Source organism: Rossellomorea sp. DUT-2, assembly GCF_052665285.1.
Genome location: NZ_JBQPEO010000009.1, coordinates 12,441 through 38,655 on the forward strand (window position 1 = coordinate 12,441; position 26,215 = coordinate 38,655).

The 26,215-nt window shown below is 38.8% G+C and carries 21 protein-coding genes; 4 read left to right on the plus strand and 17 right to left on the minus strand.

Annotated elements, in window-relative coordinates:
- Nucleotides 1-86: 86 nt before the first annotated feature.
- Nucleotides 87-452 carry a winged helix-turn-helix transcriptional regulator gene (locus tag ACOSV2_RS21395; protein WP_219166601.1) on the minus strand — a complete coding sequence of 122 codons (366 nt, stop codon included), beginning with the start codon at nucleotides 450-452 and terminating at the stop codon, nucleotides 87-89.
- 181 nt (nucleotides 453-633) lie between these two features.
- Between ACOSV2_RS21395 and hxlA the strand changes: the two genes are divergently transcribed.
- Both hxlA and hxlB read left to right on the plus strand, forming a co-directional pair.
- Nucleotides 634-1,266 carry a 3-hexulose-6-phosphate synthase gene (gene hxlA, locus ACOSV2_RS21400; RefSeq protein ID WP_044339358.1) on the plus strand — a complete coding sequence of 211 codons (633 nt, stop codon included), beginning with the start codon at nucleotides 634-636 and terminating at the stop codon, nucleotides 1,264-1,266.
- Nucleotides 1,267-1,273: 7 nt separating this feature from the next.
- Nucleotides 1,274-1,831: a 6-phospho-3-hexuloisomerase gene (gene hxlB, locus ACOSV2_RS21405; RefSeq protein WP_341356776.1), complete on the plus strand. Its 558-nt coding sequence runs from the start codon at nucleotides 1,274-1,276 to the stop codon at nucleotides 1,829-1,831.
- Nucleotides 1,832-1,993: 162 nt separating this feature from the next.
- Here hxlB and ald read toward each other — a convergent pair whose 3' ends face one another.
- The gene (ald, locus tag ACOSV2_RS21410; RefSeq protein WP_428975047.1) at nucleotides 1,994-3,112 is read right to left on the minus strand and encodes an alanine dehydrogenase; all 1,119 of its coding nucleotides are present in this window, start codon (nucleotides 3,110-3,112) and stop codon (nucleotides 1,994-1,996) included.
- 241 nt (nucleotides 3,113-3,353) lie between these two features.
- Here ald and ACOSV2_RS21415 point away from each other — a divergent pair, with 241 nt between their 5' ends.
- A complete protein-coding gene (locus ACOSV2_RS21415; RefSeq protein ID WP_428975048.1) occupies nucleotides 3,354-4,682 on the plus strand; it encodes a purine-cytosine permease family protein in 1,329 nt (442 codons plus the stop codon).
- Between the two features lie 195 nt (nucleotides 4,683-4,877).
- On the opposite strand, the gene ACOSV2_RS21420 is transcribed toward ACOSV2_RS21415, so the two are convergent.
- From ACOSV2_RS21420 to ACOSV2_RS21450, 7 genes are all read right to left on the minus strand, one after another.
- Nucleotides 4,878-5,570, minus strand: coding sequence for an HNH endonuclease (locus ACOSV2_RS21420; protein ID WP_428975049.1), 693 nt, complete (start codon nucleotides 5,568-5,570; stop codon nucleotides 4,878-4,880).
- Nucleotides 5,557-6,831 (minus strand): AAA family ATPase, encoded by a 1,275-nt coding sequence (locus tag ACOSV2_RS21425; RefSeq protein WP_428975050.1) that lies wholly within the window; start codon nucleotides 6,829-6,831, stop codon nucleotides 5,557-5,559. The genes ACOSV2_RS21420 and ACOSV2_RS21425 overlap by 14 nt, the downstream gene beginning before the upstream one ends.
- Nucleotides 6,832-7,059: 228 nt before the next feature.
- Nucleotides 7,060-8,298: a PIN-like domain-containing protein gene (locus ACOSV2_RS21430; RefSeq protein WP_428975051.1), complete on the minus strand. Its 1,239-nt coding sequence runs from the start codon at nucleotides 8,296-8,298 to the stop codon at nucleotides 7,060-7,062.
- A gap of 13 nt (nucleotides 8,299-8,311) precedes the next feature.
- Nucleotides 8,312-8,578, minus strand: a complete 267-nt coding sequence (locus ACOSV2_RS21435) for a PIN-like domain-containing protein (RefSeq protein ID WP_428975052.1) — start codon at nucleotides 8,576-8,578, stop codon at nucleotides 8,312-8,314.
- Nucleotides 8,579-9,289: 711 nt separating this feature from the next.
- The gene (locus tag ACOSV2_RS21440) at nucleotides 9,290-9,529 is read right to left on the minus strand and encodes a hypothetical protein (protein ID WP_428975053.1); all 240 of its coding nucleotides are present in this window, start codon (nucleotides 9,527-9,529) and stop codon (nucleotides 9,290-9,292) included.
- A 124-nt stretch (nucleotides 9,530-9,653) separates the two neighbouring features.
- On the minus strand, nucleotides 9,654-10,076 hold the full coding sequence (locus tag ACOSV2_RS21445; RefSeq protein ID WP_428975054.1) for a hypothetical protein: 423 nt from the start codon (nucleotides 10,074-10,076) through the stop codon (nucleotides 9,654-9,656).
- Nucleotides 10,077-10,441: 365 nt separating this feature from the next.
- Nucleotides 10,442-13,672, minus strand: a complete 3,231-nt coding sequence (locus ACOSV2_RS21450; protein ID WP_428975055.1) for an nSTAND3 domain-containing NTPase — start codon at nucleotides 13,670-13,672, stop codon at nucleotides 10,442-10,444.
- Nucleotides 13,673-13,838: 166 nt separating this feature from the next.
- Between ACOSV2_RS21450 and ACOSV2_RS21455 the strand changes: the two genes are divergently transcribed.
- A complete protein-coding gene (locus tag ACOSV2_RS21455; RefSeq protein ID WP_428975056.1) occupies nucleotides 13,839-14,249 on the plus strand; it encodes a GIY-YIG nuclease family protein in 411 nt (136 codons plus the stop codon).
- A gap of 665 nt (nucleotides 14,250-14,914) precedes the next feature.
- On the opposite strand, the gene ACOSV2_RS21460 is transcribed toward ACOSV2_RS21455, so the two are convergent.
- From ACOSV2_RS21460 to ACOSV2_RS21495, 8 genes are all read right to left on the minus strand, one after another.
- Nucleotides 14,915-15,769: a malate synthase gene (locus ACOSV2_RS21460; RefSeq protein ID WP_428975057.1), complete on the minus strand. Its 855-nt coding sequence runs from the start codon at nucleotides 15,767-15,769 to the stop codon at nucleotides 14,915-14,917.
- Nucleotides 15,770-16,518: 749 nt separating this feature from the next.
- Complete coding sequence (locus tag ACOSV2_RS21465) at nucleotides 16,519-16,815, minus strand: hypothetical protein (protein WP_428975058.1); 297 nt, start codon at nucleotides 16,813-16,815, stop codon at nucleotides 16,519-16,521.
- Between the two features lie 145 nt (nucleotides 16,816-16,960).
- On the minus strand, nucleotides 16,961-20,023 hold the full coding sequence (locus tag ACOSV2_RS21470; protein ID WP_428975059.1) for an efflux RND transporter permease subunit: 3,063 nt from the start codon (nucleotides 20,021-20,023) through the stop codon (nucleotides 16,961-16,963).
- 106 nt (nucleotides 20,024-20,129) lie between these two features.
- On the minus strand, nucleotides 20,130-21,479 hold the full coding sequence (locus ACOSV2_RS21475) for a sensor histidine kinase (protein ID WP_428975060.1): 1,350 nt from the start codon (nucleotides 21,477-21,479) through the stop codon (nucleotides 20,130-20,132).
- A complete protein-coding gene (locus ACOSV2_RS21480) occupies nucleotides 21,472-22,149 on the minus strand; it encodes a response regulator transcription factor (protein ID WP_428975061.1) in 678 nt (225 codons plus the stop codon). The genes ACOSV2_RS21475 and ACOSV2_RS21480 overlap by 8 nt, the downstream gene beginning before the upstream one ends.
- 675 nt (nucleotides 22,150-22,824) lie before the next feature.
- A complete protein-coding gene (gene rbsB / locus ACOSV2_RS21485; RefSeq protein ID WP_428975062.1) occupies nucleotides 22,825-23,763 on the minus strand; it encodes a ribose ABC transporter substrate-binding protein RbsB in 939 nt (312 codons plus the stop codon).
- Between the two features lie 10 nt (nucleotides 23,764-23,773).
- Nucleotides 23,774-24,727 (minus strand): ribose ABC transporter permease RbsC, encoded by a 954-nt coding sequence (gene rbsC / locus ACOSV2_RS21490; protein ID WP_428975063.1) that lies wholly within the window; start codon nucleotides 24,725-24,727, stop codon nucleotides 23,774-23,776.
- Nucleotides 24,720-26,210, minus strand: a complete 1,491-nt coding sequence (locus tag ACOSV2_RS21495) for a sugar ABC transporter ATP-binding protein (protein WP_428975064.1) — start codon at nucleotides 26,208-26,210, stop codon at nucleotides 24,720-24,722. The genes rbsC and ACOSV2_RS21495 overlap by 8 nt, the downstream gene beginning before the upstream one ends.
- Nucleotides 26,211-26,215 lie beyond the last annotated feature (5 nt).

Below are 26,215 nucleotides of genomic sequence, written 5' to 3' on the forward strand. Positions count from 1 at the left end.
TAAGCGAGTAGTGGCAATTAAGTTGTTGTCTCTACTCATATAAAACAGTAAAAAAACCAAGGTTAACCCTTGGTTAGAAAGACTATCTATTTTACCGCTGATTGATCATCCGTTTCCTTTTCCAGTACATTCTCGATATAATCTTTGCCCCATTCATACATAGCCTCTAAGATTGGTAACAGTCTTTCCCCATGCTCGGTAAGTGAGTATTCAACTTTTGGTGGGACTACAGGATAAACTTCTCGGTGTACGATTAAATGATCTTCAAGTTCGCGTAGTTGGTTTACAAGCATTCTTTGGGTAATTCCCGGCATAAGGGACTTTAATTCACCAAATCGTTTCGTTCCTTCCTTGCCTAGATGCCATAAAATCAACATTTTCCATTTACCACCGATTACTGCGAGGGTTAATTCTTTTTCACAGTTAAAATTTTTCTCTCCTAAATTTGGCATTTACGTCAACTCCCCTTTATTTCATCCAATAGTATACTTTTTGTCACTATATGCGATAAATGTGCGTACTTTAAATTTATTTACATACTGATTATACTAAACAACATGCTAGTGAGTAAATACATTCTCATGACAACACTTAGCATAACCAATTAAAATTTATTATAAGGAGCGAATTTAAATGAAATTACAATTAGCATTAGATCTTGTGGATATTCCAGGAGCCATTGCATTAGTAAAAGAGGTAGAAGAGTATATTGATGTAGTAGAAATTGGTACACCTGTGGTGATCAATGAAGGCCTAAAAGCAGTGAAAGAAGTAAAAGCAGCATTCCCTGACTTAACCGTATTAGCGGACTTAAAAATTATGGATGCAGCCGGATATGAAGTAAGTCAAGCCTCTGCTGCAGGTGCTGACATCATTACGATTCTTGGAACGGCAGAAGACGAGTCAATCAAAGGCGCAGTAGAAGAAGCCCGAAAACAAGGTAAACAAATCCTTGTTGATATGATCGCCGTGAAAGACGTTGCAGCCCGTGCGAAGGAATTGGACGAACTTGGTGCCGATTATATCTGTGTACACACAGGTTATGATCTGCAAGCTGTAGGAAAAAATTCCTTTGAAGATCTACACACGATCAAAAGCGTTGTGAAAAATGCCAAAACGGCAATTGCCGGTGGAATCAAATTAGAAACACTACCTGAAGTTATTAAAGAACAGCCTGACCTCATCATTGTAGGTGGCGGGATTACAAGCAAAGAAGATAAACGAGCGACTGCACGTGAAATGCAGGAATTAATTCACCAAGGGTAATGAAACGATGAAGTCTACTCAATATTTAGCCAAAGTCGTGGAAGAATTAAGACAAACAGTGCACTTAATCTCTGATGAAGAGGCAGAGAAATTAGTAAACCTGATTTTAGAATCCAAGAAAATCTTTGTGGCTGGTGCTGGCAGATCTGGATTGATGGGGAAATCTTTTGTGATGCGAATGATGCACATGGGGATTGATGCCTATGTCGTTGGGGAAACAGTAACAGCTAACTTAGAAAAGGATGATCTATTAATCATTGGATCAGGTTCAGGAGAAACCAAAACGTTAGTGGCCATTGCTGAGAAAGCAAAAAGCTTGGGAGGTACCGTCGCAGCAATAACCATTTCTCCTGATTCAACCATTGGAGAATTAGCTGATTTGACCGTTACATTACCAGGAGTAACGAAAGACCAGTCCGAAGGTGATTACAAAACGATCCAACCAATGGGCTCTCTATTTGAGCAAACGATGTTGTTATTTTATGATGCCATCATCCTGCGATTTATGGAGAAAAAGGGATTGGATTCTACTAAAATGTATGGGAAACATGCAAATCTCGAATAGAGTAAAAAATACGGAAAAAGCCACATTTCAGGATGTGGCTTTTTCTGTATATTCCCATTTTGTTATGTAAAGTATTGCAGTCCAATCAACTTAAGGCATAATCTCTACTATATTTACATAAAAAAGCCGACTGAACATTCCCATGCAGTCGGCTTCGTGGTGTTATTGTTGCTCTAATTGTGTTCTTGTGTCTGAGTAGTCTACAGCGTGTGCTTCGGCTACGGCTTGGTATGTTACATATCCGTTCAATGTGTTGATACCTTTTAATAGCGCTTCGTTGTCTAAGCATGCTTTTTTGTAGCCTTTGTTTGCGATTTGAACCGCGTAAGGTACGGTTACGTTCGTCAACGCAATCGTAGACGTACGAGGTACGGCACCAGGCATGTTGGCAACGGCATAGTGTACAACGCCATGCTTCACGTAAGTTGGATCGTCATGAGTCGTGATGCGGTCCGTTGTTTCGAAGATTCCACCTTGGTCGATGGCGATATCAACGACAACTGAACCAGGCGTCATTGCTTTAATCATGTCTTCTGTTACCAATTTAGGTGCTTTCGCTCCTGGAATCAGAACAGCTCCGATGACAAGGTCAGCTTCTCTTACAGCTTGTTCGATATTTAATGGGTTGGACATAAGCGTTGTTACGTCGCTTCCGAAGATATCATCCAGCTGACGAAGGCGATCCGGGTTAAGGTCAAGGATTGTTACGTTGGCACCAAGTCCGACAGCCATTTTCGCTGCGTTCGTACCGGCAACCCCTCCACCGATGATCGTTACTTTACTGCGGCGAACCCCTGGTACACCTGAAAGTAATACACCTTTCCCACCGTGGATCTTCTCTAAGAACTGGGCACCGATTTGAGTCGCCATTCTTCCAGCCACTTCACTCATCGGAGTCAATAATGGAAGGGCACGATTCAGTTCAACCGTTTCGTACGCGATTCCGATCACTTTATTATCGATTAACGCTTTCGTTAATTCAGGTTCTGGAGCAAGATGTAAATATGTAAATAAGATAAGTCCCTCACGGAAATAAGAGTACTCACTTGGAAGTGGCTCTTTAACTTTCATGACCATGTCCATGGACCATGCTTCCGCTGCAGAATCAACGATGTGTCCACCTGCTGCTACGTAATCTTCGTCTGTGAATCCTGAGCCCAATCCAGCTCCTGATTCGATGTAAACCTCATGTCCATAAAGAACTAGATTCACAACACCTGCGGGAGTCATAGCCACCCGATTTTCATTATTTTTAATTTCCGTTGGTACACCAATACGCATACTAAGCCAACCTCCTAAATGCACTATTGCTCCTTGGAGCATTTACTTCCTAAATATAACACTATTCATATATAATAGCGAAGGGCAATTACTCACCCTGTAAGCACTTACATTCTAACAAATAAATAAGGAAATATCTCTATTTTTCTTTAAAAATTTTAATGATTATTTCTTCGCTTTTTTCCAAAAATTCTTTAAAATAGAAACAGTGCATCTTAGTATACCCAAAGGAGACTTTTTCATGAAACAACCCATGATCGAACGGCTCGGACTTGAAAAGGTCCCACCACAATTAAAATCAACCACATGGATCGAATATTTCATCATACAGCTCGCTTTCTCCGTGAACGCAGGAAACTTCCTCATCCCGGCTCTCGCCGTCCTTGAAGGAGGACTATCCTTCCAGGCAGCTTTCACAGCAACCGTACTCGGAGCAAGCGTCGCCTTCCTATTCGTATCATTCCTGTCTCTACCGGGCTCCCGCTACGGCCTGCCCGCCCAATATGTCCTACGGTCCATCATCGGAACCCGGCTGTCGATGCTCATCGCCTCCCCCATCCGGTCCCTGACGTCCCTCTACTGGTTCAGCGTACAGACCATCGGAGGAACCTTCGTCATCATCTCTATGGTGGAAAAAGTAACACCCTATACAATTCCATTCATTCCTGTCGCCATTGGACTGGCTATCATCATGACCCTTCTAGCCCTCATCGGCTTTGAAGCCGTCAAGAAAGCTACTAAACTATTCATTCCGATCCTCGTGATCGGTCAGGGAATCATCCTGTACCTGTTCCTGACAGAAGGTGCCGATTCCCTCCCAACACTAACACAAGGCCAGGAACCCTTCTCCATCGGAACGTTCCTATTCTACTCAAGCCTCGTCTTCGTCCAATACATCTCAGGCGTCAGCGCATCCTCCGACATCACCCGCTACAGCAAAAGCGACCGCCACGGATTCTGGGGGCTGTATGGAGGAAACGTTGTCGGATTCATGATGACCGCTCTGCTTGGAGGATTGAGTGCCAGTTTGTTCAAGGATCTGAATCCATTCGTGGCAGCGAGTCAGCTGACCGACTCCAGTCTGCTTCTTTTGGTAATCACGGCTTGTGCGATGGTGTCGATGATTTCGATTAATCTTAGTAATGCGTATACAGGGGGATATAGTTTGCTTAACGCACTACCGTCCCTATCGCGGATTCAAAGTGCCTTGCTATTTAGTGTTGCCGGAATCATTTTAAGTTCGTTTCCGCAGCTGGTTTATAATGCGCAGGAGTATATTTCTTATCTGGGGATCCTGATCATTCCGATATCGGCGATTGTGGTGGCTGATTATTTGGTTATTAGGAGAGGGAGGATTTCTGAGAGTGCGCTTGTACGGCTTGCGAGTGGGGAGTCTAATTTTAATCGTGAGGCGTTGGTTGTTTTAGTCATTGGGATGGTGTTTTATTTGGTGATTCCTGATTCGTTTTCGCCGGGGTTTAGTTGTTTTATTGTTACTTCTATTGTTTATATGTTTAGTAAGATACGAGGTAGGATGGAAAGACAGGTTCCTATTCATAAACATCAATAAAAAATGTGATCCAAGAAAAGACTTTCATTCTTTCAGGTAAATGAAAGCTAACAAGCGGGAATGATAATTTTCCTTTAGTCTTTTCTAAAAATAAAAAAATCGGGGGCAGGCCCCCAATGCATTAATACTTCACCGTGCCGAGGGTCTGTTCCATGAGTCAGAAAAATAGTAGATTTGATAGGAATTTATTTACACTTAACCTACAACTGTATCTTTACTTTGAAAGAGGTGATAAAATTCTTTTCTTAAATGAGGAATATCCTTGATAATCCAACGTTTAAATGCTGTAAAGGCCGAGGAATCCTTTAAATGACGATGTATTGATAGTTTAATACTATCGAGTTCATCATCATCTTCATCAAGAGCACTATACTTTACAAGGAGTTTTTGAAACTCAATAATCTCTTTTAATAAGTTTTTCCGTATATTTTCAGCTTCAACTGTTTTCAGAGGAGTAGATCCATTATATATTAGGTTTAATAGTTTAACAGTACTAATTGTCTTTTCATCATCATCTAATTCTTTTACTTCAACCTCTTTGAAAGGGTATGGATCCATTTTCAAATAAATACGTTCCTCTACTCTTTCTGAGTAATTTGTACAGTCAATTATATTGTCGAATTTATCAGACTTCAAATTATTACAATGCCCACATGCATAAAATAAATTTTCCCACTTAAACATCAGTTTACGATCATTTCTATGTGGAATAAAATGCTCCACATTTACTGTTGTAGGTGCCTTATACTCACATAAATAGCATTTATTCTTAAAATCAGTTCTTATTCTAGTTATTACATCTTCCAGTCTATAATTTGTTGAACTCGCCTTGTTTTTTTCTGTTATAAGGCTAGATGGGGCAGGCATCGATTTTTTAAAATAAATCATTCACTTCACTCTTTCGCATAAGTTCTAAATGATAAAACTTGGATTTTATTTCTGGAGCAATGGAGTCTGAAATATTGTTAAAATAATTTCTTAATTTATTAAGTTCTATGACTTCGTTTGAACTCAAAAGTTCTTCCTCTCTAACCAATCTTAGGTAAGTATCAAATTGATTCTTTATAATGTTAGAATACTGGTCTATATTAAAGTAGTCTTCAATTATACTTTCATAAGAATAGCTTGACATATCTTTTAATTGTTGTTTAGTTTCCATGTCGTATATAATTGCGTCATCAATTGAGCTTAATACAAAAGGAGAATGAGTAGAAACGATAAACTGAATGTTCGGAAAAAAGTTTGTCAAGAACCTTAAGACTTTTTTCTGTAAACTTACGTGGAGATGTGTTTCTATCTCATCAATTATTACTATTCCTTCTTCTTGGTGCCTTCTTTTATTTTTCATTCTCATAATAATTTCAGAAATAATATAAATTACAGAAGAGAATCCATCAGATAAATAGAGTAGGTTCATAGACTTTCCATTAAAATTAACATTAAAGGAAAGAGTCTTACGGTCAAACCGCAATTCTAATTTGTTAGTTTCAAATAATTCTTGCAAGTTTTCTTCAAATTTTTGGAACCATTTGTCAATACTCTCTACTTTAGCGTTGTTTCCCTCCTCATAAGCAAAAGCACGATCGGCTTTGAGATTAACAAGATACTGAACAAATTTAGAACTTGCTTGGTCCTTTATTGAATAGCGAGATGTAGCGGTAACAGTGATTCCCATTGGTTTTTCGAATGAATAGGCTCTTTTCGAATCAAAGAAGGCTACAATAAAACCACTTTTAAGTATTTTATGAATGTACTCTTCATCTTGAAATTCATTAAACTCTAGAGATACATACTTTCTTTGTTTGTTACTAACTCGCACTTCTTTTTCTAAATTTAATTTATATATTTCATTTAATAAGTAGTTGGTTTTTTCCACTTCTGTAAGACTAGATATAAGTTCTTCATTACTAATACTGAACAGATTATTAAAGTCTGTATAGTCGTTGTTTGGATTTTCATTCAAATTTTTCTTTTTATCGTATATTTTGTATGAATTTCTTTCAATAAGAATTAGTTGTTTTTTTAGTGCTTGTAACAAACTAGTTTTTCCGGAACCATTTTTACCGGTGATTATTAAGTGCTTTTTCTCATTAGAAGCTAAGTTAATATTATTGTTTTTATATCTAATACTTGTTAAAAAAGTCTCCATACTAGCACTCCCCATAATAAGATAATTATGTTTAATTACTTTTATTATAAATTGTAAAAAATGCTCTAAATTTATCCAAAACTTTTAAAAATCCACTAATAGTTTGAAAACATAGGGTTAGTCCCCTAGTACATTGATGCTTCACCGTGCCAAGGGTCTGACCCCAATATGCAGGTGGGTTTATCAACTTCCTATTTGCTTTATGAAATAACTACATTCCAGGAAAAATTATAAATCATACTGATCTTCGCAATTCTTGCAAAAACCCTGGCCACCCATAAATTCAAAAGCAACTTTTTTGCCACAGTTTGGGCAGATTTCTCCTTTTGAATTTGTCACCATACACCCTTCACATATAGGATGATCATTCATATCGAAGTATTTCCCGATTTCATTACCGCACTCTATGCAAAGTTCATCTTCAGTATAACTATAAACTTCTACAAGTTGCCCGCTAATAATTTCTACAATTCCATATGAATGGTCATTAATAAATTCTTCCAAATAAGATTCTATCCTACGAGTTACTTTTACACCTAATTCCCCTTCAAGTATATGTGTTGTAGAATCAGACAATATTATATCTTTTGTGTCATGATCTCTTCCCCAATATTGCTGAGATATAGCTTGGACCTTAATTTTCAACTTTAGATTATATTCTGCAACCCCATCATAGTACCCTTCAAATTCATACGATATTAATTCACTGTTAAGTAGTTCATCCTGAATTTCAAATTCACTTCCATCATAATTAGTTAATGTGGAGGTATCCACGAATCGATCTGTTGAATTTATTAGTGCTCCTATAATATCTCCTGTAATACCCCAACCCATAATATTTTCTATATAATTGTCTACGTCGTAACCTAATACCCATTCTACTGTAGTAGGAATTTCCATATTATTAATATCAGCTAACGCTGCAAATAATTCATTTGAAGTTACACCTAAGAGGTCCTTAGATGTCTGCATTTTAAACTCATTTATCAACTCTTGTCTAAAGCCAACGCGTTCTGAATTGTTTAATTCATACCAATCTTCTTTAACATCATCTGTAACAAATATTAAATTCAATTTCTTATCCCTACAGTAATTCATTGCTTCTCTCCAAATAAGCAAATCTCCATAAGCCTGTATTCCAGATTTGTCTTTTCCATCTTTATAACCTGGCGGCGTATTCTTTTTATAACGTTTTTCCCCTTCGGCACATAACAAATAAATTTCATCGAGAGAAAATGCTTGCAAAAGATTATTTTTATTGACTAATGAATCTATCAATCGTTTAATTTTATCATTATCTAGAAAACGGTTGTTTAATTCTTTTAAAGTATCTAATTCCGAAGCGTAATCTTTAAATGCATTTTCCACTTCTGTAATATGTTCTTCAATTTCGCCTTCTAATTTTTCAATATTAGGAAATTTGAATCCTTTTAAGATATCAAATTGCTTACTAATTTTATCCTTCATTTGGTCTAAGGGCTTATTTAAATATAGCAGTTACATTTTCAAATTTTCTTCTTTGCCGATGGAGGCAGGTACTATGGTTTCTGTCAAATTCTCTTTTAACTGTATCTGGAAGTATTAAATTATCAATAATCTTTTCAGACAATCCGACAAAAAAATCTGTTACTTCCGGTGAATATTCATATAAATTTAAATATATATTTGTATCAAAGACTATACAAAAATCATTCTCCTTAATAACCCTTTGAATTTCCTTTTTAATATCACTAAATTTTTTATCCATAACTCTTCTCCAATTATTAATATATTTTTAAAAATTTGGTCTGACCCCCAGCACAGGACGTTTCACATGCCGAGGGTTTTACCTTAAAAATGCTTTGGAGCAAATTCAGTATTAATAAAATCTGATGCAAGTTTTCATGATGTAGGTTTACCTACTAATATTGACAATTCCGGATAGACTTCCTTTACTTTCTCAGTGTGAAATAAATCGGTTAAGTATTTGTTCAAAGTGTTTACAGCATTCACACATTTCTCTGCTTCTTGGTAGTCAGGTAAGTGTCCCTCATGTACAACATCATTTCTTAATAGATATGTATTTTTCCACCATCCACCCACTGGAGAACTTGTATCTTTTATATCAAAATCTCCACCTAATTTTTTATGAAATTAATCTATTACCATACTTTTAAGGCGCAGTTTACTGCTTTTTGAATCTATTTCAGATTCTGAAAACCCATCATGCCTTAGTAAAAATTTATAGAGTGCAGTTAGAAATATTTCTCTACCGAAGTTTGAGAATCAATTACAGCTCTATTGTAATCTCCAGCATATAGATATCTTTTTGATAAATAGAACAATTCTGCTGCTTTATAAAAGGGATTATTCGGCAATATATCAATACCTTCCATGATTCTTTTGGTATCTGTATAAGAAAGATACTCACCACCTTGTTCAACCTTATTAAAGTTTAAATTGAACAAACCTTCTTTAACTAATTCAAACCTTTAAAGTCGATTATTGAATAGAAAATAATAAGGTCCAATAATTCTTTAGTAATTTTAGAAACATATGTATTTTTAGTAAGAACAATGATAGAAGAAATTAAATAGTTTAATTTCTCAATAAGTAGATCAAACTTTTGTGATAAAAAAGCTTCATTTTCGGCCAAGCTGAATTTATCTTTTGAAATATACACCATTTCAATTCTTGAACATTTTTTTGGAATACTCACTGGTTCCTCCCTATAAGTCAAAATAACTTCATCCATTGATTTTGCATTATAAGTCAATGTAACACCTGAAAGTCCACTTGAAATAGCTGGTGGGCTTTCATGATTAATATCTTTAGCGAGTTCCTCAAGAGATATAAGGCAATTCTTGTACCTTCATTTCTGAAAAAGATAATAAAAGGATTTTATTCAGTTCCTCGAATTGAGGTATCAAAACCGAGTTCTTAATAAAATTATGTGATTTTACAATATCCTTATTACCAAGAGTTATTAAATTTAATCTATTCATATTTTGTCCCCGCTCCTCTGGACTTCCATATTCTTCAACTACCAAATTTATTTGGCCTATATCCCTAAGATAAAGATAGAAAGGTTTGAGGAAAATTTCACAATTCAAGACTGGTTTTCTTTTTTCACCCTCTTTAGTTAAACTTATATAATTACTTCCATCTTGTAATGTAAATCCCTTCAAGCCATGTTTCTTTAAGCCCTGGTACTCTTCATTATTAGAAGTAACCTGATGCATTAAAAGGTCATAAACTACAAGCAATACTTGCTGCAGTTCTCTAGGTGTTAATTGATACCCTAAACTTTAATATCTTTTGTCGATAAAATCGGTAAGGGGATGGGGATAAACGGCCGACTGATTGATTTTATAAATACCAATACATATAATCTTTTCTATATGGTTTTATTTCTTTTTGATTTGACTTCTCTTACTACAGTTAGGGTACGTTTTTATTCTCAATCTTACAAATACCCCCTCAAAGAAACCTAGCTAAAAGATAGCTAGAATTCTTGAGGGGGTCCCTTTAATTTATTTATGTATAGTATTGTTAAATAATCCCTAATTGGTATAATTTAAAGTTATTATATTCTTTAAATTAATTACTGTAAATAGAAGTAATACCAATACTATAAATCAATAAATTGTTTAAAGTTTACATTTTTTGTTAAGTCCAATTGTTTAAGGAATATTGTGACAGTTTCTTTATTTTCAATACGCATTTCTCTTGAGTAGTATTCGAAGTTAAGACATTTGTACACTTTCTGGTTAAGTAAGTTCAAATCAATAGATTCCTTTATATTATTAAATATTTTTCCATCAAATCCTTTTAGGAAATCCAGAAAGTTTATTATGCTATTAAGATCAATTTGATCAAAGCTTGAAATGGCATTTGCTATTTCTTTAGACTTATTTATTAAAAAACTTTGTAAAAGCTTTCTATCACTATTATTAAGTATATATAAAATGACTTCAAGGGCCTGCCATTCAAGGCGATCTTTTGAATACGCACCCCGATACATAGGAATATATATATCGTTTGATAAATGATCATTAATTAATTTAGGAGATACAGCAAACTGAAAAGCATTCTTTTCCAATAATTTTTCCTTATTTTCAAAAATAAAATCATCAATGATTTTGATGTATTTCTGATCAATGAATAAAAAGAGAAACTCATTTATCTCACTGTGAAACTCTAGCCATACATTATTTGCATCAAATTTCTTGTTTATACGATCTAGGTCTAGAGATTTTATAAGTAAACCATACTTGTTGGGGTCAATTTTTTTAATAATATGATAGAAATGAGAGAGATTATGCCATTTTCGGAATGGCACTTTTATTAGATCTTCTGCTAATTGCTCTGGATTTATATAACTAACTATTCTTTCAGAAATCTTTTTCTGAGGTTTTTTTATATATTCTCTTTTTGATTTTAGGGAATTAAACCCCATTAAAAAGGCAGTAAATGTAAAGCCCAGAGAATTCCAAGCTTCTAATGGATCTTGTTTAAATGCAGCTTTAAAGCTTTCATCTTTCAAGTAAAAAAACTTATTAGCTAACTCTTTATCATATGAATAAATAGTCTCAATAAATTCTACTAAGCTCTCAAATTCCGGCTTACTGTTTTGCATAGAAAGTAACTGTTTTTCTATTTTCTTTTCATCTAACATTTGTCTAAACTTCCAAGCATTATCTCTATTAAATAGAAGACCTAACCTTGAAATAAATTTACTCCATTGAAAAAGATGATCTTTTTGAAGGGTAGATACTCTACCTGCTACTTTTTCTATATTTAATCTATTCCCAAGTTCTTTTGCCTCTTCATGGTGAGTATTATATAACTCATTGATAACTCTACTTAATGGATATGCTGTTTCGTTAGTAACATGTTCAATTTCAAATAAAATATGAGATGAATACTTATAAATATCAAAGGGCTCATACCCCCTAATAGACCTCTTTAGAACATCAATAAAATACATTGCATCCACATTAATTCTTTGGGCACTCGTCCTAATACTCTCATCGACTATATTATAAAATTCATTAACAGAAATTTTAGAAGCTATACAATGATTAATGCCACCAGAGAATGTTGCATTTAAAAACCAAACTTTCCCTAGTAATGAATTCTTACTCGATAACAACTCTTCTTTAATTACCTCTTCATATTTCGTTCTATTTTCTTTGTCGTTATTAAAAATATAATTCAACTGCTTCTTAGCAGCTTCGTAATGTATCATTCTTATATTTGAAGAATCAATTAACTTTTTTCTCCTCAACTGTTCTAATGTACGATTGACCCACTCTTCCTCTTCTGAAAAGTATGTTTTTGCAACTTTACTAAGCCAGTTTAAATCAACAACTTTATCCTTTGAAATTATTTGTTTCAAAGAAAGCAAAAAGATTATTCTTTGTGATGAATTTAATTCTTTTGCCTGGAAGTAGTTTGCCTCTGTGTCCTTCCAACCCCCTCTCAAAAAATAATTAAACATCCATAAATTCCCTTGTTGAGATGCCACACTTATTCTATCTTCAAAAGACTCTTGCATAAAGAAATCCCCTATATCATTATCGATACTAGAAATTACCTCTGTCACAGTCGCTTTATTTTTAAGATAAAATTCTCTTAAACCTTCTATATTCTCGACATTTACTATAGAGACTACAGCTGAATCAACTTCAATATCGTCAGTGACAGATAGGATGAATTTTTGATTCTCAGAACTTTTTTCTTGTAATTTTAATAATAGTGAATTAGGCAGAACTTGAGCATCATCAATAATATAAATGGCTCTTGGATTAAAAGGTATATTTAGATTAGTTACATCAGTAAAATTCTCCACCCTAAACCTAATAATTTCGTAACCCTCTTTTAAAAAGCTATAAGCAATTTGATAGCTAGAAATGGACTTTCCCGATCCTGGCTTTCCTTTTATTATTACATAGTTATTTAACTTTAAGATTCTTATAGCTCTCTCTACTTGAGGAAGTTTTGGGCATATTTCGACATCTTGTGGAGTTAATTTATAACCTAATATCGCCCTTCCTATACTCTTATTCTGATTTTGAAAATTTAAAAACTCCCAATCCTTATATTTTTCACTATCAATTGTTTCCTCTACTAGTCTTTCAAAAAACTCCCTTGCGGTATATTGAATAGAATCTTCACTTATGGAGAAAGGGGATACCCTATATACTTTCCACCTATTTTCAAAAGGGCTAATTAAATCCTTTACTATTTGTGTGTCATTTTCAGAATAACCTACAATAACAAGGGTTCTAGGTCTTTCCTTTGCTAACATATTAACATATTCTTTTTCATTTTCAGTAACTCTCCCTGGGGAATTGGGTAAAATCCAGCTTGTGGATAAATTTAAAACATCTCCATGGGGTTTAATCATGTTTTTCTTCCTAGCATTGATATGTGTACCATACAACTCAGACCATGATAACTCTAATAAACTATCCCAATTAAAAGAAACTACAAGTTCAAAAAAGTTTTCATGAATCAACCTGGCAATGTTTTTATGAATTTCTGGGGGGAGAATAATCTTGTCATTTAACTTTTTAAAAATACTCTTAAATTGGTGTAGAGCATCTTCATTTTGTTCAATATATCCAAAAGCTTCTTTTAACTTTTCACTTTCTTCCCCAATTCTATTTTTTGTACTTCCCGTTCCAATGAATTTATCATCAATATCCGGATAGCAACTCACAACTTCCCACACTATTGGAGCAAGTTGAGAATATAATGGCATACCGGGTTCAAATGAAACACCAGCCCCCACTATTACGACTGCATTGTTCACCTTTATATCGTTCAATAATGATTGAAATAACTTAGAAGACATATTTTCCCCCTACATAACTAGTATCTTTTAATACAAATTGAGTGTTTAAAGTGAATGAAAACCTCGAAAGTGGTATTATAACAATAATTAATGTAAAACTTTGTAATTAATTATATAAACTAATTAGTTGCTTTTCAAATTAACATGAACTTGAAAGGAAAAATTTATGGATGACATAAAAGAGGAAATTTTTGAACACTCCCGTAATATTTACAACACAATAGCTGATCTACTATTAACAGTTGATATGGAAGAAGTTATTACATCCAATGGGTATTTCAAAGACGCACATGAAACCACAAAGAAAGGATCATTTATATACTTATTATATGATTCACATGATAGATTGCTTTATGTAGGAGAAACTGGTACTTCAATAAAAAAGAGACTAATAAGTGATGGGAGTGGGGCACATCGTTCAACAAACCCTGAGTTGTACAAACAAATTAAGTATATTAAATACTTCAAATCTTCTGAAGATAACTTACTTAATTCTATGGAGAGAAAAATGATTGAACAAGCAACAACAATTTATCTAAAGCCCAAGTACTATAGCAAAAAGATTTGGTCTTACTAGATAAAGTCTTAAGGGAGTCACCACAGATAATTCATCTATTTCAACCACTTTAGTTTTGTCCTTAATAATCCTAGGTAACTTAGTAAATAAAATGACAATGCAAAGAACCCATAAAGCTTAGGGTTAGGGGTTCTTTTTAGATTGACAGTGGTTAGAGCCATGATTCTCTAAAGGACTTTAGAAAGAATTTCTCTTAATTAATAATTCATAATTTACTCTGCTCTTTAATTGATGCTTTTCTAATTCTTTTTCTAAATTTCCCTTCTTACAAACCCATCTTTGCAATAGGGTTTGTCGATTAAAATTTCTTATATCTTCTCTGTATGGACAATAAATATTTTCAAATTTCGCTACCTCTTCTCAATTATTCATCCAAACTTTTGGGTTTTCACTAGATGGTGTCCAACTAAACAATTTATTCCATAACCCACCAAAAAATTAATACCCAAAACTGTACCTATAAACAACTCAGATATATTTACATAAGGAATTTGAGAAGAATGATAATGCTGTTCATATTTGTAGTGAAAAATGGGGTCAGACCCCAATATCACAAAAACACTAAAAGGGACAAGGCGGCCGCCTTGTCCCTTTTTTAACACTATTCGAAGTGAACCTAACACACTCTCTCACCTTATATGCGCCAGTTCCCCCGCTGTTCTTATCTAAGCACGCAATAATGCTCCATTCGGCTCTTTTAACTCCTGCTCTACTATTTGATTCATCTTAGAGAAGTGGTCCAGAAATTGTTGTGCCAACTCTTGTTCCTCCGTGTCACTTTTCAATGAAACGATGTCGCGCAAAATCTGAGCCATCCAGGAATTATCAAAATATCGGTACTTGCCTGTATTCCATGTCGTTTGCTGAGGGGATTTTTCATTGACATAGTACTTCCAGAAAGGCATCTGTTTCGATTCCTCGTCTGTCAGTTGGAGTCTGTAATGGGAATGGGCAGGAATATTTCCATCTTCACAAAATTTACCGATGAAATGATCCTTCACCATATATACACCTAAGATCCGCCTGTCTTTTTCAGGCATGCCGGGATCGACTGCTGTCAGCAAGACCGCACTGTTTTGGTGTAAGCGACTGGGCTTGTTTGGCTTACCCTTATTAGTACCACTTTTTATTTCACCAGAGGAAACCGTCCAATCTGAAAAGGAGCTACTCTGTTCTTCTGTATCGCACCTGTAAACCATCTGCGATTCGGGATGAAGTTTATGATTTTTCATACTTTTTTCATGACCCACTCGAAGCTCCTGGTTTCTTCTTTGCCGTGCCTTTTCCTCTTCTTTCTGCATTTCTTCCTCTTTGAGTTCCATTTCCTGCTCGTGTAAAATTTTTTCAAGTGAATTGGCAGCACTTTTATCATGCAGTTTCAAGTGCTGTCCAAATACATCCGGGTAAACAAATTTTTTATTTTCCGAGGCGAAATGGATTTCAACTACCGTATCATTATGATTAACGATACTTCCAATACCAAACCGCTCATGTGTAACTTTCTTATTGATTAAATTCAATATATTAGTCCTCCTTGTATAAACACTCGGGTACTATTGCCTAAAAAGCTCACAAAAACTGTTTGAATTTCCCTTCGGAATAAATAAGATAGAAAACGAAACGTTCAATGTAAAAAATCACCAGATAATAATCATACCATTTTTTTGATAAAAATACAACTTTAGTATTGACAACCTATTTTATTGAGAGGTAAAATGAAGTTTTGTTTAAATCTTGATGATTGGTACAACCCTGCGTTTTAGGTTTTTCTCCGGTTAAATGGGGAAGGATCCCATTCGACTTTTTTCATTAATCTGGAAAAGCCCACTTTCAAACTAATGACCTTATCAGCCATTGATGATGTAGATTTGAATTCTCCTCTTCTCTTCCAAGTGCTCGAACCAGAACTCCTCCGTATGAACTACTCAAACATCATGATTACATCATCCTGACAATGAAATGCAAACCGGGGACGGTTCTTACTCTACTTTTTGGGTGAATTCCGGAGATGGTCGAAAGGAAAAGGTAGAGGCGGAACCGTCGCCACTCTACCCCAATTGTAATTGAGGAAAGTAATAGAGCACTTTGGTGGAATTTAGGCTCAATTGGCTCCATTATTGCTGTTATTATTTTCGGACTTATATTTATACTAATGCACCCAGGTACATTCGATTGCACAACTCTGGTTAGTCGTATAGTTTTTATCCCTACTTATCTACTTTGTTTTAAATCTCTCAGCTCTAAATCTCTCACTTCCTTCCCTACCCCTCTACCTCCTAACAGGCACAAAAGAACCATAAACACCAATAAACGTCATTTCCTTCCCCATAAACCGGGTTGTATGAACAGTAAAAAAAACATAATCATGATACTCTGAATTACTTTTAATCATTTTCTCCCCTAACGCCTTCAACGTTTTATTCTCTAAAGGTTGGTTCGCCCCAACTCTTTCACTGACAACACCTAGCAGCCACTCTGCGTACTTATCCTCTGTAGGCTTTGTCACATACATGCTGCTCAATAATACCACCATCACGGCAACACTAACGATGATCCACTTCTTCATCACGATCCCCCCTATAGGAACAGGCAGAATGCTCATCCTGCCTGTTAGTTAATACATATATGTTAGAAGAACACTGGAGATGTATTCAATCAAACCGACATCCCCTCTTAAAATGAAACATTCTGGTACTTTATCTAACTTATGTTTAAGATAACCTTCTCCATTTCCCTACTGCACTGTACAGAACGGGTATGAAGACAAGGGTGAGCAGTGTGCTGGTGGTCAGTCCGCCAATGACTGTGATGGCGAGTCCTTTTGATATCACACCTGAAGAGGATGTGGATAAAGCAAGTGGGACGAGTGCCAGGATTGTAGCAAGTGCCGTCATCAGGATGGGGCGGAAGCGCGTTGTACAGGCTTCGACCACTGCATGTTCTAAGGTCATTCCGCTGATGCGATTGGCTTCTACGCGGTCCAGCATGACCACCGCATTGGTGACGACGATCCCGATTAGCATCAGCATCCCGATCATTCCACTCATGGATAGGGTTTCACCTGTGATCAGGAGAGCCCCTAGAGAGCCGATTGGGACAAATATCAATGATGAAAGGATCACAAATGGGGTGATGACTCCTCCGTATGTGATGGTGAGCGTTAAGAACACCAGTCCTATGGCAATCATCATGGCCTGACCAAGGTCACGGAAGCCTTCTGTCATCATGTCTTGTCCGCCACCGACTTCCCATTCGACTTCTTCGGAGATGGGTAGTGAGGCCACATCTTTTTCTACTTGTTCAGTGACGGCACCAACTTCTTCACTAACACTTTCTGCTGATAATGTGTAGGCAAGTTTGCCGTCTTTATGCTGAATACTTGCTGGAATGAACTGTTCCTCAATCGTTGCGAGTTCGATTAAAGGTTTTGGTCCCTGCGGTGTGAGGATCTCCGTATTTTCCAGTTCTTCTTTGTCACGGATGAGCTCGTTGTATGTTACCACTACCTCAAGCTCTTTGCTGTCAACCTCCATGACACCCGCTGACAATTCATTCATTTTTTCCTTTAGCTGCTGGTGGATACTATATTGATTGACGCCTAGTTCAACGGCTTCATCTGTTAGTTCCAATTTGTATTTCGTTTGAAGCTTTTGTGCAGAGCTGGACACATCCGTTAATTGCTCATTTTCACGTAGTGCACCTTCCAGCTGATCGGCAGCATCGAGGAGAGCCTCTACATTCTCCCCGAAGAGGGTGATGTCAATCGTCTTTCCAGACGGAGGTCCTTCCTGCTGTACCTCTTGCGTTTGAACGGTGCTTTCTTTATATGATCCTGAGACCAGTTCTGTTATTTCTTCTTCCAGGGCTTTTCGTTCTGTTGTCACGGTGTACCCATCTTTTAATTGAATAAAGAAGGTGGCTTTATAATCAGCCGATGCTTTTTGCTTTAATTGATTCGTGTTATTGACGGATCCGACAGAGCCTTGAACGTACTCTACGGACGCTTCGTTCATTAGCGTGTCTTCTATTTCTTTTGCAAGCGTATTGGTTTCTTCAAGTGTTGCGGACACTGGAAGTTCAATGTCTGCCTCTACTGCACTTGCTGGGCCACTTGGCAGAAAGGACTTGCCGATTAAAGGGACCATGAAGAGGGCTCCGGCCAATAATATAACAGCACTTACCATGAACATCTTTTTATGGTTCAGTGAACCTTTTAATAACCGGTTGTATGCTTTTTGAATCCAACCCTGTTTCTGCTCATGTCGTCCTTCTTTTAAAAGGGCCAAAGCCAATACCGGGATGAGGATGAATGCCACAAGCAGGGAAAGAACAATGGATGTCACCACGGCAATCGAGAACGGTTTAAAGAACTCTCCTACAATTCCCCCTACAAAAGCCAAGGGCAGAAACACAACTACGGTGGCCACCGTAGACGACGTAACCGCTCCGATGACTTCTTTAGTAGCGTTCAGAATGAGCTCCCGTTTTGACAGCTCTTTTTTCTTATGCATCCATTGGAACATGTTCTCGATGACGACAATACTATCGTCGACAATCCGGCCGATGGCCACTGCCATCCCGCCAAGAGTCATGATGTTTAAGGAGTATCCCAAATAATCAAGAACGGCAATGGTCCCTAAGATCGAAATCGGTAATGATAATATGGCAATGAACGTGGCCCGAAAATTTCTTAAAAACAACAGGATGATCATGATTGTAAATAAGGCACCGAATCCGCCTTCCTTTAATAGGGAGTTGACGGATTTCTCTACCTCTTTCCCTTGATCAGTGATGGCATATACTTCATAGTCATATGAATCATTGAAGTCTTCCACCTCTTCTTTTAAAAGCTCAACCACCTCTGCCGTATTCGCATCCTGTGTTTTCGTTACATTTAACAAAAGTGCCGGTTTTCCATTATAGCGGGTGATGCTGTTCTGTTCGTCAACTTCTTTGATTTCAGCCACATCACTTAAGGAAATGAACGTTGACTGCTGAGGCTTGGAGGGAGTTGAAGCCTTTCCATTGGGCTGGTTCCCTTGTTGAGGGACAGGGATTTGGATCTTCTTCATCTCTTCAACGCTGGAAATGTCCTCTTCTATACTAACCGGGATCTGCCCTTCTTCATCCAGACTTCCAAGCGGCATCACGTGATTTTTCTCGTTCAACACATTGATGATGCTTGTCACGGTTACCCCTTTCTCAGCTGCTTTTTCTTCGTCTACTTCTACGACCAGCTTGGTTGTGGATGTTCCTGAGACTGTTACGTCACTCACACCTGCAATGGTTTGAAGCTGTGATACAAGGCTATCCGTTACATCATCTTGTAACGCTGTTAATTCATCATCTGCAAAGGCAATCTGATAGATAGGCTTTGCACTGGCTGATAACCGTTTATACGTAAGAGTGGCATCTTCAGGCAGCGAAAGCTTACTGATGGCTGATTGAATGTCACGTTCCCGTTCATCCATGTCTTCATCAAAGTCATAGCTTACTTGAATCATGGCACTGTTTGCCCCTGTTGTACTCGTTAATTCTTCATATGGGGCCAGTTGTTCAACCGCTTCCTCGATTGGCAGTGTGATATCCTGCTCCACTTCTTCGGAGGAATGGTTCGGATAACCCACCTGTATCATAAGGGTTGGAACCTCCACGTCAGGGTAGGTTTCCAACTTAATCGTATTTGTTGATAGTAAACCAGCTGCTACCACCAGGATCGTTAACACAAGGATGGCAACACTATTTTTCAAGCTGAAATCAATCCATTTTTTCATCTTCCGCATGTCTCCTTTCGATTATGATTTCACTATAAAAGAGAAATGTGCCCTGAATATGACCAAGAAACATAAAAAAAGGCAGACTCTATAGAAGAGTTTGCCGTTATTTCGGGAGAACGATATGAATAGAAGTTCCTGCTCCAACTTCACTTTCAATGGAGATTTCACCTTCATGAAGGTCAATGATTTTCTTGACAATGGCCAGCCCTAATCCACTGCCCTGTCCTGAAGGGACCCTTGCTTTGTCCACCTTGTAAAACCGGTCAAAAATAGACGGAAGATCCTTTTCAGGAATCCCCATTCCCGTGTCGGAAAAATCAACGTGGATGTTGTTTTCTATCTCCCTTACCGCTACTTTAATTTCGCCACAGGGATTGGAGTATTTGATACTGTTGGTGAGTAAGTTATGCCATACCTGCTCTAATTGCAATCGGTCTGCTGTGATCTCAGCTTTCTCCACCTTTTCTAAATCCAACTCAAGTTCTTTTTCAAGCCATTGGGGCTGATGGCTTAAGAAAACGTGCCTGATTTGTTGATCGAGGCGAAAGGTTTCTTTCTCCAGTAATGAATCCTTACTTTCCAACACGGAAAGTTTTAATAAGTTCTCACTCAGCTTTGCAAGTCGTTCACTTTCTTTTTGAATAATGGTTAAGTAATGATCCCGCTGTTCTTTTGAAAACTCATTTTCCTTTAACGCAACAGCAAATCCCCTGATCGATGTCAAAGGTGATTGTAAGTCATGTGAAACATTGGATATAAATTCTTTTCTCATCGTTTCGAGTTTCATCAGTTCCGTAGTCATTTTGTTAAAGCTTCTGACCAATTCGCCGATTTCATCTTTTTGCTTAATGGAGTTAATTTGCTTGAAGTCACCTTTTGCAATTTTGGTTGTCAACGCGGTAAGCTTTTTGATTGGATTGACTAATAGGTAAGCTGCCAGTAAATAAAGAAGGCTGCCAATCATCAACACATACATTAATACGGTAATCAGAGCCTCTTTAATAACATCAATGCGCTCCATGATTCTTGGCTTGAGAAAGAGCGCATATCTCGTTTCCTCCACTTGAAATGGCAAACCGATTGTCACTTTCTTTAACAATCTTTTTTCCGTGGATTTCACCCGATACACGCCTCCATTCAGCACTTTCTGGACGTCAGAAGAGGCTGCCAATGGTTCATCCGTATGTTTTCCAAACACCTTCACTTCTCCATCTTCTGAATAGAGGGCTATCGTCATGGCTGGTATACCCGCTAAATAGCTTTCAAGGTTCTCTTGTCCCGTCGTTTTCTGTAACTGAATGATCCCCTTTCCAGCCTGGATCATTTCTTCCTCCAACTCATTTAACACACGTTCTTGATAATAGCTGAAAGTGATAAAAAAAGCGGCTGTCAAACTTATTCCTACAACCAAAATGAATGTGACTACAACGCGAACATATAACGTGTTAAACAACCTTCAATACCTCTAAACGATAGCCCAGTCCCCTGATTGTCACGATATCAAAAGCCGTTTGTTGATTTAATTTTTTTCTTATTTTCTTAATATGTGAATCGACGGTTCGATCAAAGCCTTCAAAATCACTTCCCCAAACTTCTTCTATTAACTGGTCTCTCGAGAACACTTGACCAGGATGACTGGCAAGTTTGTACAGGAGTTGAAACTCTTTTAAAGGAAAAAGAACAGGCTCATGATTAACGGTCACTTCCATCCTGTTCGCATCGATGATGACATTTCCAATGGTTACTCTATCTGCCGTATTGATTTTGTATCTCCTCAACAGCGCTTTAATCCGCATCATTAACTCATGTGCATCAAATGGCTTGACAATATAATCATCCGTCCCTTGCTGAAAGCCTTTTACTTTATCTTCGCTCTCACCCTTAGCCGTAACCATTAAAATCGGCAGGTCATATAACTCCCTTATTTCCTTACAAAGCTCCCAGCCGTTTTTATTTGGCATCATCACATCAATGATACATAAATGAATGGTGCGCTCAGATAAAAGATTCGCAGCCTCTACACCATCGTTTGCTTCTACAACTGTAAATCCCTCTTTTTTCAAATAGATCCCGATCAGTTCCCTGATGAAATGATCATCATCTGCAACTAAAATGGTGGCCAAGATAACACCTCATTCTAAAAAAATATCTTTATGTACAACCAGGAGTAAGAATTATATCGATTGTCACCATTATAGTATAGGTGACGAGATAAAAATAATGTCACTGCATATTCTTCATTTGCTTTATTGCGCACTCAACACAATGTCTGATTCATCTGCATGAGGAACGTTTTCCTGAATACAATAGAAGTTTTTATTATTTTTATGGTACATCGGAAATGTGACGTGAGTATGACCCACTAGATCTAAATGAAGTTGTTTCATTGCGCAGGAAGATTCTACAATGACTGCTCAAAATCGTGTATCGAGGGTTTGACCCCAAAATCTTCAAATGATGAACTGCCACTGATATTTAATCGTCAGTATTGTCTGGTCGAATGTAAATGTATGAAACAGTCCAGTAATCATTCTGAGCGTAAATTTCTCCAGGCGTTTTCGTATGTATCATTAAAATCCCCTCCTCAAAAAGATTATTAATGCAATACCAGTTTTTCATTCGATCTGCATTATTATAGATTCATGAGTTGTTCATCTTTTTGCATCAAATCTAATAGATGAAATCTATTTGGTTGCGAACCTGATTACAATTAATGCCACGTACCAAGGGTCTAACTTCATTATCCAAAAGAAAAAGCCCCTTCCGCACAAACACACGAAAGGAGCTTCCCACCTAGTCTATTCTTCTGTTGCCTCTATATTCTCCTCCGTTACCAACTTCAACGGAACCGGAATCTTCTTGTCTACTTTCTTCCCTGACAACACATCAGCCCCAGCCTGAACGGCCAACTGACCGATCTTCTCAGGCTGCTGAGCGACAGTCGCAGACAGATTACCATTACGAATGCTAGTCATTGCATCTTCATTTCCATCAAATCCAACGACTAAAACGTCACGACCAGAACTCTGGATCGCCTGCAGTGCACCCAACGCCATTTCGTCATTATGAGCGAAAACGGCTTTGATATCTGGATTCCCCTGGATCAGGTTCTCCATCGTATTCAATCCTTCGGTACGATCGAAGTTTGCAGTCTGCTTGGCCACGACATTTAGCTTTTCATCGGCGATGTTGTGGAATCCTGCTCCCCGCTCACGAGTGGCGGATGCTCCAGGGACACCTTCAAGTTCAGCAACCTTCGATCCTTCACCAAGCTGTTCGACGAGATATTGGCCGGCCATTTCGCCGCCTTTTTCGTTATCCGAGCTGACTAGTGTTGCGACGTCTCCTTTTTCCGCTGAGCGGTCAAGGGTGACAACGGGAATACCCAGGCTGTTGGCGGATTGTACGGCTGTGGAGATGGCCGCTGAGTCCGTCGGGTTGATGAGTAAGACGTTGACGCCCTGCTGGATGAGGTCTTCTACGTCATTGATTTGCTTGGCGGCGTCATTCTGTGCATCAACGACGACGACTTCCATGCCTTGTTTCTTCGCTTCGTCTTCTACCCCGTTTTTCATGGAGACGAAGAATGGGTTATTCAGTGTTGAAACGGATAGTCCGATTTTGATGTCTTCAGGGTTCGAGCTTTTATTTGGCTTAGCCCATTCCGGCGGCTGCAGGGAGCAGGCGCCGAGGAATAGGAGTGACAAACTGATTAGTAGTAACCATGCTTTTTTCATAGTATCCCTCCTACGCTGCTTTCTTTCGGTCGATGAGAACCGCGATGATGATGACGACACCCTTTACGACCATTTGGAAGAAGGATGACACGCCGAGCAGGTTCAGACCGTTGTTTAACGTTCCGATGATGAGTGCACCGATCAGTGTTCCGACGATCAGTCCGCGTCCGCCTGACAGGCTTGTCCCGCCTAGAACGACAGCGGCGATGGCATCGAGTTCATAGGATGTACCCGCTGTCGGCTGGGCTGAATTCAGGCGTGACGTCAGGATAGCTCCTGCGAGTGCTGCCAGTAAACCGGCCAGAGAGTAGACCATCACTTTGATGCGTGGTACTTTGATACCTGAGATCAGGGCTGCTTTTTCATTTCCACCGATGGCATATGTTTTGCGGCCGAACGGGGTTTTGTGCAGGATCACCCACAGGATCGCGAACGTCAGGATCATCGTGACGGCCGGTACTGGGATTCCTAGGAAGTATCCTCTTCCAAACAGTTGGAAGGCATAGCTGTCGCCAAGTCCCGTGATTGGATTTCCGTCAGTATACACAAGCGTCAATCCGCGGAACATTGTCATGGTTGCAAGTGTCGCGATGAATGGCGCCATTTTTCCTTTTGTGATGAGTAGTCCGTTGACCATTCCCATTAACGCTCCAAGTAGGCATCCGATCAGGATCGCAAGGATTGGGTCGATTCCCGATACCATCATCCCTGCCATGAGGGCACTGGATAAGGCGAGGATCGAGCCGACGGATAAATCGATTCCTCCGGTCAAAATGACGAAGGTCATCCCGTAGGCAATCAGGGCGTTGATCGCGACCTGTCGTAGTAGATTCAATAAGTTCAAGGGTTCTAGAAAACTAGGGTTGATGATGGATACGGTCGCAATCAGCACAAACAGTCCGAGTAGAGGACCGAGCTTTTGCATCAGATTGCCGACGTGATTCGTTTTGAGTGCGTTATTCATGTGCGTGACCTCCTGTCGCCAATGTCATGATTTTTTCCTGTGTTGCGTCTTCCTTAGATAGCTCTCCTGCGATGGTCCCTTCATGGACGACGAGGATGCGGTCGCTCATTCCGAGTACCTCTGGCAGCTCGGATGATACCATCACGATCGCGACGCCGCGGTCGGTGAGCTCGTTCATCAGTTGATAGATTTCACGTTTCGCTCCGACATCGACTCCCCGTGTTGGTTCGTCGAGGATGAGCACTTTCGGACCGATTCCGATCCATTTGGCGATGACCACCTTTTGCTGATTCCCGCCGGAAAGGTTCCGTGCGTGAGTCCGGGCTGATTCGGTTTTGATCGTCAGCCGTTTGATGAGCATTTCCACAAAGTCCTGTTCGCTTTTATCATTGATCAAGCCTTTCTTCGTGAAGCTGTAGAGGCTTGGAAGGGCGATATTATCCTTTAGGGAAAAATCGAGGACGAGACCTTCATCCTTCCGATCCTCGGTGATGAATCCAAGACCGAGCTTCACTGCCTGATCAGGTGTTTTAATGGTGACCGGTTTCCCGTTCACAAGGATTTCTCCATCATATCGCCCATCTAGTCCAAAGATGGTGCGCATGATTTCCGTCCGGCCTGCCCCCATCAATCCTGACACGCCGACGATTTCTCCTGAACGTGCTTCGAAGCTTACTTTCTCAAACAGTCCCTTTTTGGTAAGGTTCCGTACTTCAAGCATCGTTTCTCCTGGTTTGGAATCCCGTGCCGGGAAGCGGTCCGTCAGTTCACGTCCAACCATTTTCTTCACGACCTCATCGAAGTTCGTCTCGGGGATCGGCGTCGTATCCACCGTGCGTCCGTCCCGCATGACCGTGATGGTGTCACAAATCGTAAAGATCTCTTCCATCCGGTGGGAGATGTAGACGATCGACACGCCGGCTTTCTTTAAGGAACGGATGACGGTGAAGAGCGTCTCGATTTCCCGGTCCGTCAAGGCCGCCGTTGGCTCGTCCATGATGATGACTTTTGCATCCGTCATAAGGGCTTTGGCGATTTCGATCATTTGCTGCTGCCCGACCGAGCACTGACCCGCTTCTTTTGTGAGAGGGATGGAAATGTTCAGTTTCTTAAACTGCTCATTCGCAACCGCTTTCATTTTCCTCGTATTGATGAGACCGAATTGTGTAACCGGTTCCTTATTGATGAAAAGATTCTCAAGGACGGTCAACTCAGGCCAGACGTTCATCTCCTGATGGATGAAGGCAATGCCGAATTCCTCGGCCTGCTTCGGATCTTCAAACGTCATTTCGTTCCCGTCGATGGTGATCGTTCCCTGATCCTTCTTGTGAAGACCAGTCAGGATGTTCATCAGGGTCGACTTTCCGGCACCGTTTTCTCCCATCAGGGCATGGACTTCACCTTCCCCGATCTCGATGTCCACGCCTTCTAGGACAGAATTTGTTCCAAATGCTTTATGGATATTCTTCATGCTGATCTGCATGCTAC

Coding starts and splice junctions, on each gene's coding strand:
- ACOSV2_RS21395 (WP_219166601.1), bottom strand. CDS start 452: ATGCCAAATTTAGGAGAGAAAAATTTTAACTGTGAAAAAGAATTAACC.
- hxlA (WP_044339358.1), top strand. CDS start 634: ATGAAATTACAATTAGCATTAGATCTTGTGGATATTCCAGGAGCCATT.
- hxlB (WP_341356776.1), top strand. CDS start 1,274: ATGAAGTCTACTCAATATTTAGCCAAAGTCGTGGAAGAATTAAGACAA.
- ald (WP_428975047.1), bottom strand. CDS start 3,112: ATGCGTATTGGTGTACCAACGGAAATTAAAAATAATGAAAATCGGGTG.
- ACOSV2_RS21415 (WP_428975048.1), top strand. CDS start 3,354: ATGAAACAACCCATGATCGAACGGCTCGGACTTGAAAAGGTCCCACCA.
- ACOSV2_RS21420 (WP_428975049.1), bottom strand. CDS start 5,570: ATGATTTATTTTAAAAAATCGATGCCTGCCCCATCTAGCCTTATAACA.
- ACOSV2_RS21425 (WP_428975050.1), bottom strand. CDS start 6,831: ATGGAGACTTTTTTAACAAGTATTAGATATAAAAACAATAATATTAAC.
- ACOSV2_RS21430 (WP_428975051.1), bottom strand. CDS start 8,298: ATGAAGGATAAAATTAGTAAGCAATTTGATATCTTAAAAGGATTCAAA.
- ACOSV2_RS21435 (WP_428975052.1), bottom strand. CDS start 8,578: ATGGATAAAAAATTTAGTGATATTAAAAAGGAAATTCAAAGGGTTATT.
- ACOSV2_RS21450 (WP_428975055.1), bottom strand. CDS start 13,672: ATGTCTTCTAAGTTATTTCAATCATTATTGAACGATATAAAGGTGAAC.
- ACOSV2_RS21455 (WP_428975056.1), top strand. CDS start 13,839: ATGGATGACATAAAAGAGGAAATTTTTGAACACTCCCGTAATATTTAC.
- ACOSV2_RS21465 (WP_428975058.1), bottom strand. CDS start 16,815: ATGAAGAAGTGGATCATCGTTAGTGTTGCCGTGATGGTGGTATTATTG.
- ACOSV2_RS21470 (WP_428975059.1), bottom strand. CDS start 20,023: ATGAAAAAATGGATTGATTTCAGCTTGAAAAATAGTGTTGCCATCCTT.
- rbsB (WP_428975062.1), bottom strand. CDS start 23,763: ATGAAAAAAGCATGGTTACTACTAATCAGTTTGTCACTCCTATTCCTC.
- rbsC (WP_428975063.1), bottom strand. CDS start 24,727: ATGAATAACGCACTCAAAACGAATCACGTCGGCAATCTGATGCAAAAG.
- ACOSV2_RS21495 (WP_428975064.1), bottom strand. CDS start 26,210: ATGCAGATCAGCATGAAGAATATCCATAAAGCATTTGGAACAAATTCT.